General features: G+C 69.9%; 19 protein-coding genes. 9 read left to right on the top strand and 10 right to left on the bottom strand.

Annotated features, from left to right (window positions below):
• The first annotated feature begins 57 nt into the window (after positions 1 to 57).
• Together BLP73_RS04830 and BLP73_RS04825 are read left to right on the top strand one after the other, a co-directional pair.
• Complete coding sequence (locus BLP73_RS04830; RefSeq protein ID WP_090740889.1) at positions 58 to 390, top strand: STAS domain-containing protein; 333 nt, start codon at positions 58 to 60, stop codon at positions 388 to 390.
• The gene (locus tag BLP73_RS04825; RefSeq protein ID WP_090740887.1) at positions 387 to 875 is read left to right on the top strand and encodes an ATP-binding protein; all 489 of its coding nucleotides are present in this window, start codon (positions 387 to 389) and stop codon (positions 873 to 875) included. Before BLP73_RS04830 ends, BLP73_RS04825 begins: the two co-directional genes overlap by 4 nt.
• 4 nt (positions 876 to 879) lie before the next feature.
• Here BLP73_RS04825 and hspQ read toward each other — a convergent pair whose 3' ends face one another.
• The 4 genes from hspQ to BLP73_RS04805 all read right to left on the bottom strand — a co-directional run bounded on the left by hspQ (position 880) and on the right by BLP73_RS04805 (position 4,935).
• A complete protein-coding gene (gene hspQ, locus BLP73_RS04820) occupies positions 880 to 1,212 on the bottom strand; it encodes a heat shock protein HspQ (protein ID WP_090740885.1) in 333 nt (110 codons plus the stop codon).
• A gap of 14 nt (positions 1,213 to 1,226) precedes the next feature.
• A complete protein-coding gene (locus BLP73_RS04815; RefSeq protein ID WP_090740883.1) occupies positions 1,227 to 2,027 on the bottom strand; it encodes a metallophosphoesterase in 801 nt (266 codons plus the stop codon).
• Positions 2,028 to 2,089: 62 nt separating this feature from the next.
• Positions 2,090 to 3,679, bottom strand: coding sequence for a phosphoglycerate dehydrogenase (serA, locus tag BLP73_RS04810; RefSeq protein WP_175453241.1), 1,590 nt, complete (start codon positions 3,677 to 3,679; stop codon positions 2,090 to 2,092).
• Positions 3,680 to 3,789: 110 nt separating this feature from the next.
• Entirely contained in the window at positions 3,790 to 4,935 is a 1,146-nt protein-coding gene (locus BLP73_RS04805) for a phosphoserine transaminase (protein WP_090740878.1), read from the bottom strand.
• A 130-nt stretch (positions 4,936 to 5,065) separates the two neighbouring features.
• Between BLP73_RS04805 and serB the strand changes: the two genes are divergently transcribed.
• Both serB and BLP73_RS04795 read left to right on the top strand, forming a co-directional pair.
• Positions 5,066 to 5,932, top strand: coding sequence for a phosphoserine phosphatase SerB (serB, locus tag BLP73_RS04800; protein WP_090740876.1), 867 nt, complete (start codon positions 5,066 to 5,068; stop codon positions 5,930 to 5,932).
• A gap of 88 nt (positions 5,933 to 6,020) precedes the next feature.
• Entirely contained in the window at positions 6,021 to 6,788 is a 768-nt protein-coding gene (locus BLP73_RS04795) for a TSUP family transporter (RefSeq protein WP_090740874.1), read from the top strand.
• Positions 6,789 to 6,795: 7 nt separating this feature from the next.
• Here the strand turns inward: BLP73_RS04795 and BLP73_RS04790 are convergent, their stop codons facing one another.
• A complete protein-coding gene (locus BLP73_RS04790; protein ID WP_090740872.1) occupies positions 6,796 to 7,779 on the bottom strand; it encodes an asparaginase in 984 nt (327 codons plus the stop codon).
• 178 nt (positions 7,780 to 7,957) lie between these two features.
• Here BLP73_RS04790 and BLP73_RS04785 point away from each other — a divergent pair, with 178 nt between their 5' ends.
• Positions 7,958 to 8,479, top strand: a complete 522-nt coding sequence (locus BLP73_RS04785; protein ID WP_090740870.1) for an invasion associated locus B family protein — start codon at positions 7,958 to 7,960, stop codon at positions 8,477 to 8,479.
• Between the two features lie 141 nt (positions 8,480 to 8,620).
• Entirely contained in the window at positions 8,621 to 9,820 is a 1,200-nt protein-coding gene (gene rlmN / locus BLP73_RS04780) for a dual-specificity RNA methyltransferase RlmN (RefSeq protein ID WP_090741397.1), read from the top strand.
• A 3-nt stretch (positions 9,821 to 9,823) separates the two neighbouring features.
• Here the strand turns inward: rlmN and BLP73_RS04775 are convergent, their stop codons facing one another.
• A complete protein-coding gene (locus tag BLP73_RS04775; RefSeq protein WP_090740868.1) occupies positions 9,824 to 10,657 on the bottom strand; it encodes an LOG family protein in 834 nt (277 codons plus the stop codon).
• Between the two features lie 101 nt (positions 10,658 to 10,758).
• Between BLP73_RS04775 and dapD the strand changes: the two genes are divergently transcribed.
• From dapD to BLP73_RS04760, 3 genes are read left to right on the top strand one after another with little or no spacing between them, the layout of a single operon-like run.
• Complete coding sequence (gene dapD, locus BLP73_RS04770; protein ID WP_090740866.1) at positions 10,759 to 11,592, top strand: 2,3,4,5-tetrahydropyridine-2,6-dicarboxylate N-succinyltransferase; 834 nt, start codon at positions 10,759 to 10,761, stop codon at positions 11,590 to 11,592.
• 1 nt (position 11,593) lies between these two features.
• Positions 11,594 to 12,043 carry a YaiI/YqxD family protein gene (locus tag BLP73_RS04765; protein WP_090740864.1) on the top strand — a complete coding sequence of 150 codons (450 nt, stop codon included), beginning with the start codon at positions 11,594 to 11,596 and terminating at the stop codon, positions 12,041 to 12,043.
• 49 nt (positions 12,044 to 12,092) lie between these two features.
• Entirely contained in the window at positions 12,093 to 12,683 is a 591-nt protein-coding gene (locus BLP73_RS04760) for an exopolysaccharide biosynthesis protein (protein WP_090740862.1), read from the top strand.
• Positions 12,684 to 12,720: 37 nt separating this feature from the next.
• Here BLP73_RS04760 and BLP73_RS04755 read toward each other — a convergent pair whose 3' ends face one another.
• The 4 genes from BLP73_RS04755 to BLP73_RS04740 all read right to left on the bottom strand — a co-directional run bounded on the left by BLP73_RS04755 (position 12,721) and on the right by BLP73_RS04740 (position 15,993).
• Complete coding sequence (locus tag BLP73_RS04755) at positions 12,721 to 13,647, bottom strand: AEC family transporter (RefSeq protein WP_090740860.1); 927 nt, start codon at positions 13,645 to 13,647, stop codon at positions 12,721 to 12,723.
• A 48-nt stretch (positions 13,648 to 13,695) separates the two neighbouring features.
• Entirely contained in the window at positions 13,696 to 14,676 is a 981-nt protein-coding gene (gene mbfA, locus BLP73_RS04750) for an iron exporter MbfA (protein WP_090740858.1), read from the bottom strand.
• 169 nt (positions 14,677 to 14,845) lie between these two features.
• Positions 14,846 to 15,355, bottom strand: coding sequence for a DUF2478 domain-containing protein (locus tag BLP73_RS04745; RefSeq protein WP_090740856.1), 510 nt, complete (start codon positions 15,353 to 15,355; stop codon positions 14,846 to 14,848).
• A gap of 14 nt (positions 15,356 to 15,369) precedes the next feature.
• A complete protein-coding gene (locus BLP73_RS04740) occupies positions 15,370 to 15,993 on the bottom strand; it encodes a response regulator transcription factor (RefSeq protein ID WP_090740854.1) in 624 nt (207 codons plus the stop codon).

Genomic DNA, 15,993 nt, shown 5'->3' with positions numbered 1-15,993 from the left:
TACCGGATGCTAACCTTTGGCGTCTAGTGTCGCGGCTGGACGCAACAGGAAGAGACCATGCATTTCGATGTCGAGGAAGGGGACCAGCATCTGAAGATCGTCGTGCCTGAGCGCCGCATCGACGCGGCCATCGCCACACAATTCAAGGACAAGCTGCGACCCCTCGTGATGAAGAGCAAGAAGCCGGTGCATCTGGACATGCGGCTGGTGGACTTCATGGACAGCTCGGGCCTCGGCGCGATGATCGCCGTCCGCAAGAGCCTGCCCGAGGGGATGCCGCTGGTGCTGCTTTCCGTCACCCCGAATGTCGAGCGGGTGTTCCGCCTGACCCGCATGGACAGCGTCTTCGACCTGCGCTGCGCCCCCGCGGCCGAGGGCGGCGCCGCATGACCCCCGAGGTGAACCCCCATCCCGGCAGGCAAGGCTGCGCCTTGGGCCGGCCGCGCCCCATGTTCCACCGCGTCCTGACCGCCGAGCCCGGCCATGTGCGCGAGACGCTGGCCGCGGTCCGCGCGCGCTTCCAGGCCGAGGTCGGCACCGACGCCATCGGCCGGCTGGAGCTGGTTCTGGCCGAGGTGATGAACAACGTCACGGAACACGGCGCGGGCGACCGGCCTCGGGCGGCGCCGGTGATCCATCTGTGCATCGTCAGCCACGACTGCGGCCTCGCCTGCGCGCTGACCGATGACGGCCGCCGGCTGCCGGTCGACTGCCTGCTGCCGCGCGGCCTGCCGCAGCTGACCGGCGAGGACCTGCCCGAGGGCGGCTTCGGCTGGTACCTGATCCAGGATCTCACGCAGGAGCTGTGCTACTACCGCGAGGATCGCCGCAACTTCCTGGCCTTCCGCATCCCGCTGATGCGCGACGCCGGCTAGCGCCTTAGTTGACCAGCGCGGCCAGAGGATAGCGGCCGTTATCGAACTCGCCGAACATGTCGCCCACATCGGGATGGTCCAGCGGCTCGCCCGACAGGTCCAGCTCGAGATTCTGCTCCGAGACATAGGCCACGTAATAGGTCGCCTCGGTCTCGGCGAAGAGATGGTAGAACGGCTGGTCCTTCGCCGGCCGCGCGTCCTCGGGAATCGATTCGTACCATTCCTCGGTATTGGCGAATTCGGGATCGACATCGAAGATCACGCCCCGGAAGGGACGGTTGCGATGGCGGACCACCTGACCCAGGCAGTATTTCGCGATGCGGTTCTGGACCTGCATGGCTGTCAAACTCGTCAAGACCTCGTGCCCTTTCCGGATACAGCAGGGCTTCTAGCCTCCTGCCACGGCCCTGTCCACATCGAGACGAGGCCGCCGCCCGGCGTCACCGGCACCCGGCCCGCATCCGTCAGCAGGTGGACGCCCCCGGCCTCGATCGCGACGGCGCAGAGCGGGCGGCCGTGGCCCGCCCCGCCATCGATGTTCACGCGGTTGCCGTGATGGCAGACACCCTCCAGCGCGGTGTGCCCGTGCACGACAAGCGGCCCGAACGACCCCGCGTGGTCGAGGAACGGGCCGCGGATCCAGACGAGGTCGTCCTCGGCCTGTCGCTGAAGGTCGATGCCGGGCCGCACCCCCGCATGCACGACCAGCGCCAGCGGATGCAGGAACCACGCCGGCAGCCCGGCCAGAAAGCGCAGGTGATCGTCCGGCACGCGGCGACGGACCTCGTCGGCCACGGTGTGACGCGGCCGCGATGGGTCGATCCCGTAGGAGCGCAGCGTCTCGGCCGCGCCGAGCCCGGGATGGTCCAGCCAGTGCCGGGCCGAGCTGAGGCCGGGATCGGTCCAGTCCGGCCGCGCCGCCAGCGCGGGAAGAAAGCGGTCATGGTTGCCGCGCACGACGATCCAGGGCCGCCCCTCGGTCTGGCCGCGCAGAAGATGCTCCACCACCCCGCGCGAATCGGGCCCCCGGTCGATGAGATCGCCGACATGGACGATCAGCGCGTCCCGCCCGCCGTCGCGGAAGACCCGCTCATGTGCCGCGCGCAGCTGCTCGAGATGGCCGTGGATGTCACCGATCGCGTAAAGGGTCATGCGCCGCCCCTGTCCTTCCCCACCCGCAGCCGGGCGCCACCAGCGGCGCCCAGCCCTCTGGGTCACATCTCGAACTGAAGCGGGCGGATCTGCAGGAACTTCTGCGTCGCCCGCAGCGCCTCGAGCGCCGCCTCGTCCAGCGCCTCGTCCAGATAGAGGATGGCGATCGCGTCCCCGCCATTGGCCGAGCGGCCGAGCGTGAAGTTCGCGATGTTCACCCCCAGGTCGCCAAGCGTCATCCCGAGCGCGCCGATCACCCCCGGCACGTCCTTGTTGCGGGTATAGAGCATGTGCTGGCCCACCTCGGCATCGACATTGATGCCCCGGATCTGGATGAAGCGCGGCTTGCCGTCGCTGAAGACCGTGCCGGCGATCGACCGCTCGCGCTTTTCGGTGACCACGGTCAGCTTGATGTAGCCCTCGAAGACGCCGGCCTTGTCCTGCGTCGTGGTCGAGATCTGCACGCCCCGCTCCTTGGCCATGACGGGCGCCGAGACCATGTTCACATCCGGGTTGCTGGCCTTCATCACCCCGGCGATGACCGCCGCGTTCAGCGCGTTCAGGTTCATCTCGGCGACGACCCCGTCATAGAGGACGTTGATCGCCTTGATCGGCTCGTCCGTCATCTGCCCCACGAAGGCGCCCAGATGCCCGGCCAGCTTGATCCACGGGCCCATGACCGCGGCCTCCTCGGCCGTGACCGAGGGCATGTTCAGCGCGTTCTGCACCGCCCCCGTCAGCAGGTAGTCCGACATCTGCTCGGCCACCTGCAGGGCGACGTTCTCCTGCGCCTCCGTCGTCGCGGCGCCAAGGTGCGGCGTCACCACCACGTTCGGCAGGTTGAAGAGCGGGCTCTCCGTCGCCGGCTCGACCGCGAAGACGTCGAAGGCCGCGCCGGCGACGCGCCCGTCCTTCAGCGCCTCGGCCAGCGCCTCCTCGTCGACCAGCCCGCCGCGGGCGCAGTTGATGATCCGGACGCCCGGCTTCAGCCGGGCGATCGCCTCGCGGGACAGCAGGTTGCGGGTCTTCTCGGTCAGCGGCACGTGGAAGGTGATGAAGTCCGCGCGGCCCAGCAGGTCGTCCAACTCGACCTTAGTGACGCCCAGCTCCTTCGCCCGCTCCTCGGAGAGGAAGGGGTCATAGGCCAGCACCTTCATGTGCAGCCCGAGCGCGCGGTCGATCACGATCGAGCCGATATTGCCCGCCCCGATCACGCCGAGGGTCTTGTTGAACAGCTCCACGCCCATGAAGCGGTTCTTCTCCCACTTCCCGGCATGGGTCGAGACGCTCGCCTCGGGCAGCTGGCGCGCGACCGCGAACATCATCGCGATGGCGTGCTCGGCCGTGGTCACGCTGTTGCCGAAGGGCGTGTTCATCACGATGACGCCCTTCTTGCTGGCCGCCGGGATGTCCACGTTGTCGACCCCGATCCCGGCCCGGCCGATGACCTTCAGGTTACCCGCGCGCTCCAGCAGCTTCTCGGTCACCTTGGTCGCGGACCGGATGGCCAGCCCGTCATACTGCCCGATGATCTCGGCCAGCTTCTCCTTGTCCTTGCCCAGATCGGGCATGTAGTCCACCTCGACCCCGCGATCGCGGAAGATCTGGACGGCGGTTTCCGACAGCTTGTCGGAGACGAGAACCTTCGGCATGTCATTCATCCTTGTGCAAAGCGTCCGGGCCCGTGGCCACGCGGAACGCATCTCCTGCTTTGGTCGTCAAATATCCCGGGGGTCCGGGGGCTGGCCCCCGGCAACGCCGATCACTGAGCGGCCAGCTCGGCCCGGTAGGCCCATTCGATCCACGGCATCAGCGCCGCGACGTCCGAGGTCTCGACCGTCGAGCCGCACCAGATCCGCAAGCCCGCCGGCGCGTCGCGATAGGCGCCCGCATCCAGCGCGACGCCCTCCTTCTCCAGCCGCTTGGCGACCGCCTTGGCGAAGGCCGCGCCGTCCTTGATCGCGGGGTCGGTGAACTTCAGGCAGACCGAGGTGGTCGAGGCCGTTGCCGCGTCCTCCGCCAGGTCCGCGATCCAGTCCTTGCCGGCGATGAAGTCGCGCACCGCGCCCGCATTGGCATCCGCCCGCGCGATCAGCGCCGGCAGCCCGCCGAGCGACTGCGCCCATTTCAGCGCGACGAGGTAATCCTCTACCGCCAGCATCGAGGGCGTGTTGATCGTCTCGCCCTTGAAGATGCCCTCGATCAGCTTGCCGCCCTTGGTCATGCGGAAGATTTTCGGCAGCGGCCAGGCGGGGGTGTAGCTTTCCAGCCGCTCCACGGCGCGCGGCGACAGGATCAGGACGCCATGCGCGCCCTCGCCGCCCAGCACCTTCTGCCAGGAGAAGGTGACCACATCCAGCTTGTCCCAGGGCAGGTCCATCGCGAAGGCCGCGCTGGTCGCGTCGCAGATGGTCAGGCCGGCGCGGTCCGCCGGGATCGCGTCGCCACTCGGCACCCGCACGCCGCTGGTGGTGCCGTTCCAGGTGAAGACCACGTCCTTGTCGAAATCGACCTCGGCCAGGTCCACGATCCGGCCGTAATCGGCCTTGCGGACCACCGCATCCAGCTTCAGCTGCTTGACCGCGTCGGTGACCCAGCCCTCGCCGAAGCTTTCCCAGGCCAGCATCTCGACCGGGCGGGCGCCCAGCAGCGACCACATCGCCATCTCGACCGCGCCCGTGTCCGAGCCGGGAACGATGCCGATGCGGTAGTCCGCGGGAACAGCCAGCACCTCGCGCGTCAGCTCGATCGCCTCGGCGAGCTTCGCCTTGCCGACGGCCGCGCGATGCGAACGGCCAAGCGGCGCGTCCGACAGCATGTCCAGCGAATAATGGGGGATCTTGGCGCAGGGGCCCGAGGAGAAACGCGGGTTGACCGGCCGCGCGGCCGGGATCGTCGGATCAGTCATGTGCTCAGCCTTCCAGCCAAAAGCCCCTCGTTGGGGAGGGGTGTCCCGCCGCCGGAGGTAATGCCCCGCCGCCTCTGGCGCAAGAAAAATCTTTGGCCTAGACCGAGCCGGACCCGCCGCAGGAGCCGCCATGTTCACCGCCACCCTCATCGCCGCCGCCGACCTGCCCCGGGACCTGCCGGCCGCGCTGGCGCAGCAGCTGGGCGGCACCGCCTTCCGCTGGCTCGCCCCCGGCCGCGCCGCCGAGTTCGACCTGCCAGCCCGCCCGGACGGCGAGGAGGCCCTCTGGGTCAGTCTCCAGCGCCAGAACATCGACCTCGCCCTCCAGCCGAGCGGGAACCGCCGCAAGCGCATCCTGATCGCGGACATGGATTCGACCATGATCCAGCAGGAATGTATCGACGAGCTGGCGGACCTCGCCGGCGTCGGCCCCCGCGTCGCATCCATCACCGCCCGCGCCATGAACGGAGAGCTGAACTTCCGCGAGGCCCTGATCGAGCGCGTCACCCTGCTGGCCGGCCTGCCCGCCAGCACCATCGCCGAGGTGATGGCCCACCGCATCACCCTCGCCCCCGGCGGCCGCGCGCTTCTGGCCACCATGCGCGCCCATGGCGCCCATACGGCGCTTGTCTCGGGCGGCTTCACCGCCTTCACGCAGATGGTCTCGGACCAGCTCGGCTTTCACGAGCACCGCGCCAACAGCCTCGAGATCGTCGAAGACACGCTGACCGGCCATGTCATCCCGCCCATCCTCGGCCGCGAGGCCAAGATCGAGGCGCTGGAGGAGATCGCCGCCCGCCTCGGCACCACGCCGGCCGATGCGATCGCGGTGGGCGACGGCGCGAACGATCTGGGCATGATCCAACTCGCCGGCACCGGCGTCGCGCTGCACGCCAAACCGGCCGTCGCCGCGCAGGCCCCTATCCGCATCAACCACGGCGATCTGACCGCGCTTCTCTACCTGCAAGGCTATCGCGCCGAGGAATTCGCCGCCTGACCGTTCCCATCTTCTGTGCAAAAATATCTCACGGGGGTGTGGGGGTGTGAAACCCCCACGGCGACGGCCCCGGAAAGGCAACCCCCACATGTTCGAGCTGACCTTCGATCTCGCGCTTCTCCTGCTTGGCGCGGCCTTTGCCGCCGGCTTCGTCGATGCCATCGCCGGCGGCGGCGGGCTGATCACCGTGCCGGCGCTGATGCTGGCCGGCATCCCGCCCGCGCAGGCGCTGGCCACGAACAAGGTGCAGGGCGCTTTCGGGGCGGCGACGGCGGCGATCAGCTATGCCGCGCGCGGCCTCGTGGATCTGCGCAGCCAGTGGCGGCCGGCGCTGGTGGCGGGGCTGGCGGGGGCGGCCGGCGCGGTGCTGGTCAGCAGCATCCCGACCGATGGGCTGCGGCTGGTCCTGCCGGTGGTCCTGATCGCCATCGCGGTCTTCTTCGCCGTCAAGCCCGGCCTCGACGATCTGGACCGGACGCGCCGCTTCTCGCCGCTCGTCTTCGCGGCGACGGCGGTGCCGCTCATCGGCTTTTACGACGGGCTCATCGGGCCGGGGGCAGGGGCCTTCTACATGATCGCCTTCGTGAGTCTTGCCGGCTACGGGGTCCTCAAGGCGACGGCGCATACCAAGCTGCTGAACTTCGCCTCGAACATCGGGGGCCTTCTGGCCTTCGCGCTGATCGGCAAGCCGCTCTGGCTGATCGGGATCGGCATGGGGCTGGCGCAGGTGCTGGGCGCGATGCTGGGCGCGCGGCTTGCCTCGAGGATCGGGGCGCGGCTGATCAAGCCGCTTCTGGTCGTGACCTCGACGGCGCTGGCGCTGCGGCTCATCTGGCAGATGCTGCAGGGCGGCTGAGGCGCGCCTAGCGCGGAAAGCCGGGTGCAGCGCCGAGCCGGCCCGTCGCGAGGCCGCGCCAGTTGCGGATAGGGTCGGGCAGGAACTGGCCGACGACCGGATCGCCCGGCTGCAGGACGCCCAGATGGACCAGCAGCGCCGTCACTGCCGCCTCGCTGGCTCGCGTGGCGCCATCCGCGATCTTCAGCGCGATCCCGAGGCCGCGCGCCGGCAGGATGCCGACGAAGACTGCCTCGGCCCCCGTCTTCAGGGCGGCCTCGGGCGCGGCGCGCATCAGCCGCGTGCAGGCGCGCCCCTCGCCCGCGACGAGGTCGGGATGGGCGCGCATCGCATCGGTGAGGCGCCGCATCGCCTGACCGCGCCGCCCCGCGCCGGGCGCGGCGAAACATGCCATTGCCCGGCCCAGCCCCTCGAGTGTGCAGGCCCAGTTGGGGGCCGAGCAGCCGTCGACGCCGAAGCCGGGGCTCGTCTCGCCGGTGACGTCCTCGAAGGCGGCCTTGGCGGCCTGCTGCACGGGATGGTCGGGCTGCTCGTATTCCGGCCCGCCGTTCAGATGGCGGTTCAGCGTCAGGAAACCCGCATGCTTGCCCGAGCAGTTGTTGTGGATCTGGCAGGGGCTCTCCCCGCCGCAGGTCAGGCGGCGGTTCTCGTCCCGGTCCTGCGGCATGTGCGTGCCGCAGCGCAGGTCGGCCTCGGACAGGCCCAGCCCGTCCAGCCAGCGCCCCACCGTCTCGACATGGATGCGGGCGCCGGAATGGCTGGCGCAGGCCAGCGCCAACTGGCGGTCGGTCAGCCCGGCCGCGTCCGCCGCCCCGCTCTCCACCAGGGGCAGCGCTTGGATCATCTTGGCCGAGGAGCGCGGGAAGATGACGGTGCCGGGAACGCCCCAGGCCTCGACGACGCCTTGCCGGTCGCAGATGACGGCGTGGCCGCAATGCAGGCTCTCGCGCATTCCGCCGCGCCACAGCTCGATCATGGCTGCCGATCGCATCTGGTCCCTCCGCTGCCCGGCCGGCCCCTGCGCGGGGCTGACATTTGCGCGATTGTGCGCGCGCCACCTTCCGTGCCGGGCGATTTTCGCTATCCTGACGAGAGACGGTTGAAAAGACCACAGCAATCGGGAAGAACGCCGGGCGGAACGGCGAAAGTGAATGGCAGGAGGCCAGAGCATGATGACCACCACGCTGCGCGGAATTGGCGCAAGCCTCGTCCTGATCGCCGGGCTCGGGACAGCCGCGGCACAGCAATCGAACAATGTCGTCGCCACCGAGGGAGACTGGACCGTCTTCGCGGCCGACAACCCGCGCGAGTGCTGGGCGGTCTCGCCCCCGCGCTCGACCATCAACACCCGCGGCGGCCAGCAGGTCGAGGTCGCGCGCGGCGACATCCGCCTTTATGTCGCCTATCGCCCCGGCCAGAACGGCGAGGTCAGCTTCACCGGCGGCTATCCCTTCGCGCCGGATTCGACGGTCGAGGTCGATGTGGGCGGGCGCAAGTTCAACCTGTTCACCGAAGGCGAGAGCGCCTGGACCGGCAGCCCCTCGGACGACGAGGCGCTGGTGGGCGCGCTGCGCGCCGGTTCCAGCGCGGTCGTGACCGGCCGCTCGGCCCGCGGGACGACGACGAAGGACACGTTCAGCCTGTCCGGGATCACCGCCGCGACGAACACCGCGCGGCAGCGCTGCCAGTAAGCGGGGCAGGGGGCGCTGCCCCCGTCGCGCGAGGCGCGACTCCCCCGGGATATTTGGGCACAGAAGATGGGGCGGCGGGCGGTTGATTTCGGCCGCCGTTTCGCTTATCTGCGTGTCTTCCGCAAAACCGACGGGGTCCCCATGACCGCCCTTCCTCCGCAGGCCGCTGGCGCGGCGCCGATCACGCAGGACGTGCTGACGATCCCGCGCAAGCTTCCGCGAGGGGGCCGCGTGAACATCGTCGGGCTGACCCGCACGCAGCTGCGCGACGCGCTGATCGCGGCAGGCACGCCCGAGAAGCAGGCCAAGATGCGCGTCGGGCAGGTCTGGCAGTGGGTCTATCACTGGGGCGTGCGCGACTTCGCGCAGATGACGAACCTGGCCAAGGATTACCGCGCCCTGCTGGCCGAGCGGTTCGAGATCGTGCTGCCCGAGGTCGTGACGCGTCAGGTCAGCGAGGACGGGACGCGGAAGTACCTGCTGCGCATCGCCGGGGGGCACGAGGTCGAGGCGGTCTACATCCCCGAGGAAGGGCGCGGCACGCTGTGTGTCTCGAGCCAGGTGGGCTGCACGCTGACCTGTTCCTTCTGCCATACCGGCACGCAGAAGCTGGTGCGGAACCTCACCGCGGGCGAGATCGTCGGCCAGCTGATGCTGGCGCGCGACGATCTGGGCGAATGGCCGAAGCCCGGCGCGCCCAAGGACGAGACGCGGCTGATCAGCAATGTCGTGCTGATGGGCATGGGCGAGCCACTATACAATTTCGAGGCGGTGCGGGACGCGATGCATGTCGTGATGGACGGCGAGGGGCTGAGCCTGTCGCGCCGGCGCATCACCCTGTCGACCAGCGGCGTCGTCCCCGAGATCGCGCGCACGGCCGAAGAGATCGGCTGCCTGCTGGCGGTCAGCTTCCACGCGACGACCAACGAGGTCCGCGACCGGCTGGTGCCGATCAACAAGCGCTGGAACATCGAGGTGCTGCTGGAGGCGCTGCGCGACTATCCGCGGCTGTCGAACAGCGAGCGGATCACCTTCGAATACGTGATGCTGGACGGGGTGAACGACAGCGACGAGGATGCGCGCCGGCTGGTCAAGCTGATCCGCGGCATCCCGGCCAAGATCAACCTGATCCCGTTCAACGAATGGCCTGGCGCGCCCTACAAGCGCTCGAGCTGGGAGCGGATCCGTGCCTTTGCGGACATCATCTACAAGGCCGGCTATGCCAGCCCCATCCGCACACCGCGCGGCGAGGACATCATGGCCGCCTGCGGCCAGCTGAAGTCCGAGACCGAGCGCGGCCGGAAATCCCGCGCCCAGATCGCGGCCGAGGCGGCGGGCTGAGCCTCAGCAGGCCGCCGGCCAGTCGTCGATCAGGGCGACGGCCTCGGCGGCCGTTTCCACATAGGTGATCAGCTCCAGATCCTCGGGGCTGATCGTGCCGGCCTCGGCCAGCGCGTCCCAGTTGATGATGCTGGTCCAGAAGTCCTTGCCGAAAAGCAGGATCGGGATGCGCGCCATGCGGCCGGTCTGGATCAGGGTCAGCGTCTCGAACAGCTCGTCCAGCGTGCCGAAGCCGCCGGGGAAAACGGTGATCACGCGGGCACGCATCAGGAAATGCATCTTCCGGATCGCAAAATAGTGGAAGTTGAAGCAGAGATCCGGCGTCACATGGACGTTCGGTGCCTGCTCGTGCGGCAGGACGATGCCAAGGCCGATCGAGACGCCCCCGGCCTCCTTGGCGCCAAGGTTGCCGGCCTCCATGACGCCGGGACCGCCGCCGGTGCAGATGACGAACTCGCGGCCTTGCGAAGCGATGCAGCGCTCGGTCATCATGCGGGCGAAGATGCGGGCTTCCTCGTAATGGCGCGCGAGGCCGGCCAGCGTGGGCGTGCGGGCGGTGGCCGCGTCCTCGGGCGCGGGGATGCGGGCGCCGCCGAACATCACGACGGTCGACTCGATCCCGTATTCGTCCATCACCATCTGCGGCTTCAAGAGTTCCAGCTGCAGGCGGACGGGGCGCAGCTCCTCACGCAGCAGGAAATCCTGGTCGGTGAAGGCGAGGCGGTAGGAGGGCGCGCGGGTCTGGGGCGTGTCGGGGACCTGCCTGACGCGGGCGGCGTCCTCCTCGCTGTCGGGCAGGGGATGGGCGCGGTCGTCGTCGGCGGTCTGGTCGGTCATCGATGCCCTCAAGGATCGGCGCATTGCGCGGCCTGTTCCCCCGGCTTATAGCGCCCCGAGACGAGTTTCCACCCGCAGCGACAATCCGAGGAACACCCGCCATGACCCATGCCGACCGCGCCGCCCTTGAGACCGCCATCGAAGCCGCGTGGGAGACGCGCGACCAGATCAGCAGCGCGACCACCGGCGAGGTCCGCGAGGCGGTGGATGCGGTGCTGGCGCAGCTTGACAGCGGCGCGCTGCGGGTGGCCGAGAAGCAGGGCAGCGACTGGCACGTGAACCAGTGGGCCAAGAAGGCGGTGCTGCTGTCCTTCCGCCTCAACGACATGGAAGAGATGTCGGGCGGCCCGCAGGGCAGCAACTGGTGGGACAAGGTGCCCTCGAAGTTCCATGGCTGGGGCGCGAACCAGTGGCGCGAGGCCGGTTTCCGCGCCGTGCCGGGCGCCATCGTCCGCCGCAGCGCCTTCATCGGGCGGAACGCGATCCTGATGCCCTCCTTCGTGAATCTCGGGGCGCATGTGGGCGAGGGGACGATGGTGGACACCTGGGCCACGGTCGGCTCCTGCGCGCAGATCGGCGCGAACGTGCATCTTTCGGGCGGCGTCGGCATCGGCGGCGTCCTCGAGCCGCTGCAGGCCGGCCCGACGATCATCGAGGACGACTGCTTCATCGGCGCCCGCTCGGAAGTCGTCGAGGGCTGCATCATCCGCGAAGGCTCGGTTCTGGGGATGGGCGTCTATATCGGGCAATCGACGAAGATCGTGGACCGCGAGACGGGCAGCGTCAGCTATGGCGAGGTGCCGGCGGGGTCCGTGGTCGTCTCGGGCTCGATGCCCTCGAAGAACGGGTTGAACCTCTACTGCGCGGTGATCGTGAAGCGGGTGGACGCGCAGACGCGCTCGAAGACCTCGATCAACGAGCTGCTGCGCGACTGAGGTGACCACGCTCTACATCGACGCCGATGCCTGCCCGGTGAAGGCCGAGGCCGAGCGGGTGGCGGTGCGCCTCGGCGTGCCGATGGTGCTGGTCTGCAATGGCGGGCTGAGGATGCCGACCCATCCGCTGGTCCGGCTGCAGATCGTGCCCGAGGGGCCGGACGTGGCCGACATCTGGATCGCCGACAATTGCGGGCCGGGGGATGTGGTGGTGACGGGCGATCTGCCGCTGGCGGATCGCTGCCTCAAGGCCGGGGCGCGGGTGCTGACGCATGCCGGGGAAGAGCTGACGCCGGCCAATATCGGCCCGCGGCTGGCGACGCGGGACCTGATGGCCGATCTGCGATCGGCCGATCCCTTTCGGCAGGGCGGCGGCGCGGCCTTCGGCAAGGCGGACCGGGCGCGATTCCTGCAGGCGCTGGACCGCGTGCTGGGGCTTGCGCGGCGCTGAACCTTCGCCACATTGCGGCGTTGATGCACAGGCGCTGGCGGAGACGAGCATGAGCGATGGTGACGGTATCGAGGACCTCTTGGATCAGGTCCAGGGTGCCGCCGAGGAAGATCGCACGAGCCTCCGCAAGGTCGTCGATGCCTTGGGCGCGGACAGCTTCATCCCCAACCTGATGGTCCCGGCGCTGGCGGTGGTCTCGCCCCTGTCAGGCGTGCCGCTGTTCTCCTCGCTCTGCGGGATCACCATCGCGCTGGTCTCGGCGCAGATGCTGGCGCGGCGCGAGCGGATCTGGCTGCCCTCGAAGCTTCTGGACAAGACGCTGGACAGCGGCAAGCTGACCCGCGCGCTGGAGAAGATGAAGCGGCCCGCGCGCTGGCTGGACAAGGTCACGAAGGAGCGGCTGCGCGTGCTGGTGCGCCGCCCGATCATCTGGCTGGTGCAGCTGGCCTGCCTGCTCTGCGGGCTGGCGATGCCGTTCCTTGAGCTGGTGCCCTTCACCTCGTCGATCCTGGGCGCGACCGTGTCCCTGTTCGCTTTCGGGATGCTGGCGCGCGACGGGCTGTTCGTGCTGGCGGGGTTCCTTGCGATGGCGGGGGTCGGCAGCGGCGCCTTCTGGTTCGTGAACGGCGCGATCCACTGAGCCGCGGCGCCGCGACCCCGGCGGGCGGCGCGGGCGGTCAGCTGGGCGAGACCAGGTTCATGATGACGGGAATGGTCACGATGCTCAGCGCGGTCGAGATCAGGATCGTGGCCGAGACGCGCTGCGGCGCGACGCCGAAATGCCGCGCCAGCATGTAGGTGTTGCCCGCCACCGGCAGCGCCGCCGCGGCGACCATCACCGAGGCCGGCCCGGCGTCCACGCCGACGCCCCAGGCCGCAAGGCCCACCGCCAGCGGATGCAGCACCAGCTTCGCGCCGCTGAGCCAGCCCGCCGCCGCCACCCGCACCAGCCGCCGCGCCGCGAGACCCGCGCCGATGGCGAACAGCGCGCCGGGCGTCGCGGCCGCGCCGAGCAGCGCCAGGAACTCGTCCAGCGGGGCCGGCATCGGCCAGCCGGCGACCGACCAGCCGAGGCCCGCGACCATCGACAGGACCATCGGGTTCGCCGCGATGCCGCGCAGCACCGGGACCAGCGCGGCGAGGCGCAGGCCGCCGTGGCGCGCGGCATGGATGATCAGCGTGATCAGCGTCGAGAAGACCAGCATGTCGATGGTCAGCACCATCAGGACCGGGCCGACGGCGACGGGCCCCATCAGGGCGATCAGCAGCGGCACGCCGAGAAAGCCGGTATTGCCGATCATGCAGCAATGCGCCTCCATCGCGGCCTCCGGCACGGACAGGCCGCGCAGGCGCCCGACCGCCATGCCGATCGCCCAGACCGCCGTGGAGCCGACCAGATAGGCCAGCGCGAAGCGCAGTTCGAACAGCTCGCCGAGGTCGAGGCCGGACGAGAAGCGGAACAGCATCGCGGACAGCGCGAAGTAGAAGACGAAGCGGGTCAGCCAGGCCGCGGCCTCGTCGGGGAAGAAGCGCAGTGCGGCGGCCAGCCAGCCGAGGCCGATCAGCCCGAAGAAGGGCAGGGTCCGCAGGAAGACCTCAGCCATGCGCTGCCCGATGCGGTTCTCTCACGCGTCCTCGCTTGCCGTGGCGCGTCAGCCGGACCCGATCAGCACCCCCACGGCCAGCACCAAACCACCGCCCACCACGACTTGCAAGGTCGCGCGCCAGAACGGGGTCTGCATCCAGCGGTTCTGGATCCAGGCGATGGCCCACAGCTCGACGAAGACCACGGCGATGGCGATGGTCGTGGCGGTCCAGAAGTCGGGGATGAGGTAGGGCAGCGCGTGCCCGAGGCCGCCGACCGCCGTCATCACGCCCGAGGCGATCCCGCGCTTGATGGGCGAGCCGCGCCCCGAGACGATCCCGTCATCCGAGGCGGCCTCGGTGAAGCCCATGCTGATGCCCGCGCCGAGGCTGGCGGCGAGGCCCACGAGGAAGGTCGTCCAGGGGTCCTGCGTCGCGAAGGCGGTCGCGAAGATCGGCGCCAGGGTCGAGACGCTGCCGTCCATCAGCCCCGCCAGGCCCGGCTGCACCCAGGTCAGCACGAAGCTGCGATGGTTCGCCGCATCCTCGGAGGCGCGCGCCTCGGGGTCCAGATGCGCCTCGGCCAGATCGCCCGCCAGCCCCTCATGCCCCCGCTCGGCGGCGGCCAGGTCGCCCAGCAGCTTGCGGATGCCCGCATCGCCGCTGCCCTGCGCGGCGCGGGCGTAGAACTCGGCCGCCTCGCGTTCCATCCCGGCGGCCTCGGCGCGGATCGTCTCCAGCGAGAGGTTGTCCATCATCCAGGCGGGACGGCGGCTGTAGTAGCCGGCGACATGCTCGCGCCGGATCACCGGGATCGCGCGGCCCCACCGCGCCTCGTAGGCGTCCAGCAGCTGGCGGCGGTGGCCGTCCTCCTCGGCGCCCATCGCCTCGAAGATGGCGGCGGTCGCCGGATAGTCGTCGCGCAGGTGCTGGGCCCAGTTGCGGTAGATGCGCGCGTCGTCCTCCTCGGAGGAGATGGCCAGCGCCATCACCTCCTGCTCGGAGAGGTCGGCGAATCGCTTGCGGCTCATCGGGAAGGCCAGGGTCATCGTCAGCACTCAAAGGTCAAAGGGGGCGCGGCCGGGCAGGGCAGAGCGTGCGGCTCGACCGGCTTCGGGCGCGACAATGGCACGGGCGGCAGGTCCGCAGAAATGCGTCACATCGACCACCGCCGCAGAAACCTGCGTTGCGCCAGCGCCTTGCGCGGCCTAGGCGCCATCACGCCGCCCGCTGCGCCCGCACCCAGCCCGCTAGCGCGGCGGCCGGAACTTCCTGCGCCAGATCGCCCGCGAATTCGGCGAAGGCGGCCCGCTGCTGGCGCGGGACGTGCAGCAGCACCGGCAGATCGCGCAGCAGGGCCGCGCCGATGACCTCGCGGAAGCCGCGGCCATGGGCCTCCTGCTGGCCGAATTTCGGCAGGATCAGCAGCTCGGCGCCGTCCAGGCGGGCGGCGACGCGTCCCGCCGCCATCTGCAGCGCGCCGCTGTCGAGGCGGCAGCCCGAGGACAGGGTTCCGAGCGATTGCGAGATGCGGATCGGCGGGGCTTCCGGCTCGGCCAGCAGCACCAGCTCCATGTCGCAGGCGCAGTCAGCGCCATGGTCGAGGTTGTGCTGCACCGCGCCGGCCAGCCGCCAGCCTGCCTGCGCGAGATCCGCGGCCAGCGCCGCCAGCATCCGGTCCGCCGCGCCGGGCGGGGCCGTCTCGTCCAGTCCGAACCAGGCCAGCATCGCGCCCTCCCCCTTCAGATACCGCTGTCCAGCGCGAATTTCATCAGCCCGTTGATCCCGTCCACGCCCAGCTTCTTCTTCAGCGCCGACGAGGTATTGGCGGCGGTCTTGTAGCTGACCTGAAGCGCGTCCGCGATGGCCTGCAGGCTGGCGCCCTGGCCGATCAGCGCCAGGACCTGCCGTTCCCGGTCGGACAGTGCGGCCAGAGGATCGGCCGCCGCGCCCGCCCGCAGCGTCGCCAGCGCCATCGCCTGTTTCGGCGCAAGGTAGAACTCGCCCGCCTCCAGCGTCCGCACCGCGTCGCGGAACTCGGACGGGGGGGCGTTCTTCGACAGGAAGCCTTGCGCCCCGGCCTGCAGGGCGCGGGCGGCGAAGGCGGTCTGGTCGTTCATCGAGAAGATCAGCACCCGCGCCCCGGCCGCCTGCGCGCGGAGCGGCGCGACCAGGTCCAGACCGCCCGCGCCCGGCAGGCTGATGTCGAGCACGATGAGGTCGGGCGCGGGGCCGTCCTGAAGCTGCGCCAGCGCTGCCTCGCCGGACATGGCCTGCCCGACCTCGTCATAGCCCAGCTCGCGCAGCAGGCGGCTGGCTCCGAGATGGGTGATCGGGTGATCGTCGATCACGAGGGCCCGTTTCAT

It is taken from the genome of Paracoccus tibetensis (assembly GCF_900102505.1).
Lineage (GTDB): Bacteria > Pseudomonadota > Alphaproteobacteria > Rhodobacterales > Rhodobacteraceae > Paracoccus > Paracoccus tibetensis.
The sequence above is the reverse complement of the archived record's forward strand: the minus strand, read 5'-3'. Positions and strand labels throughout refer to the sequence as shown.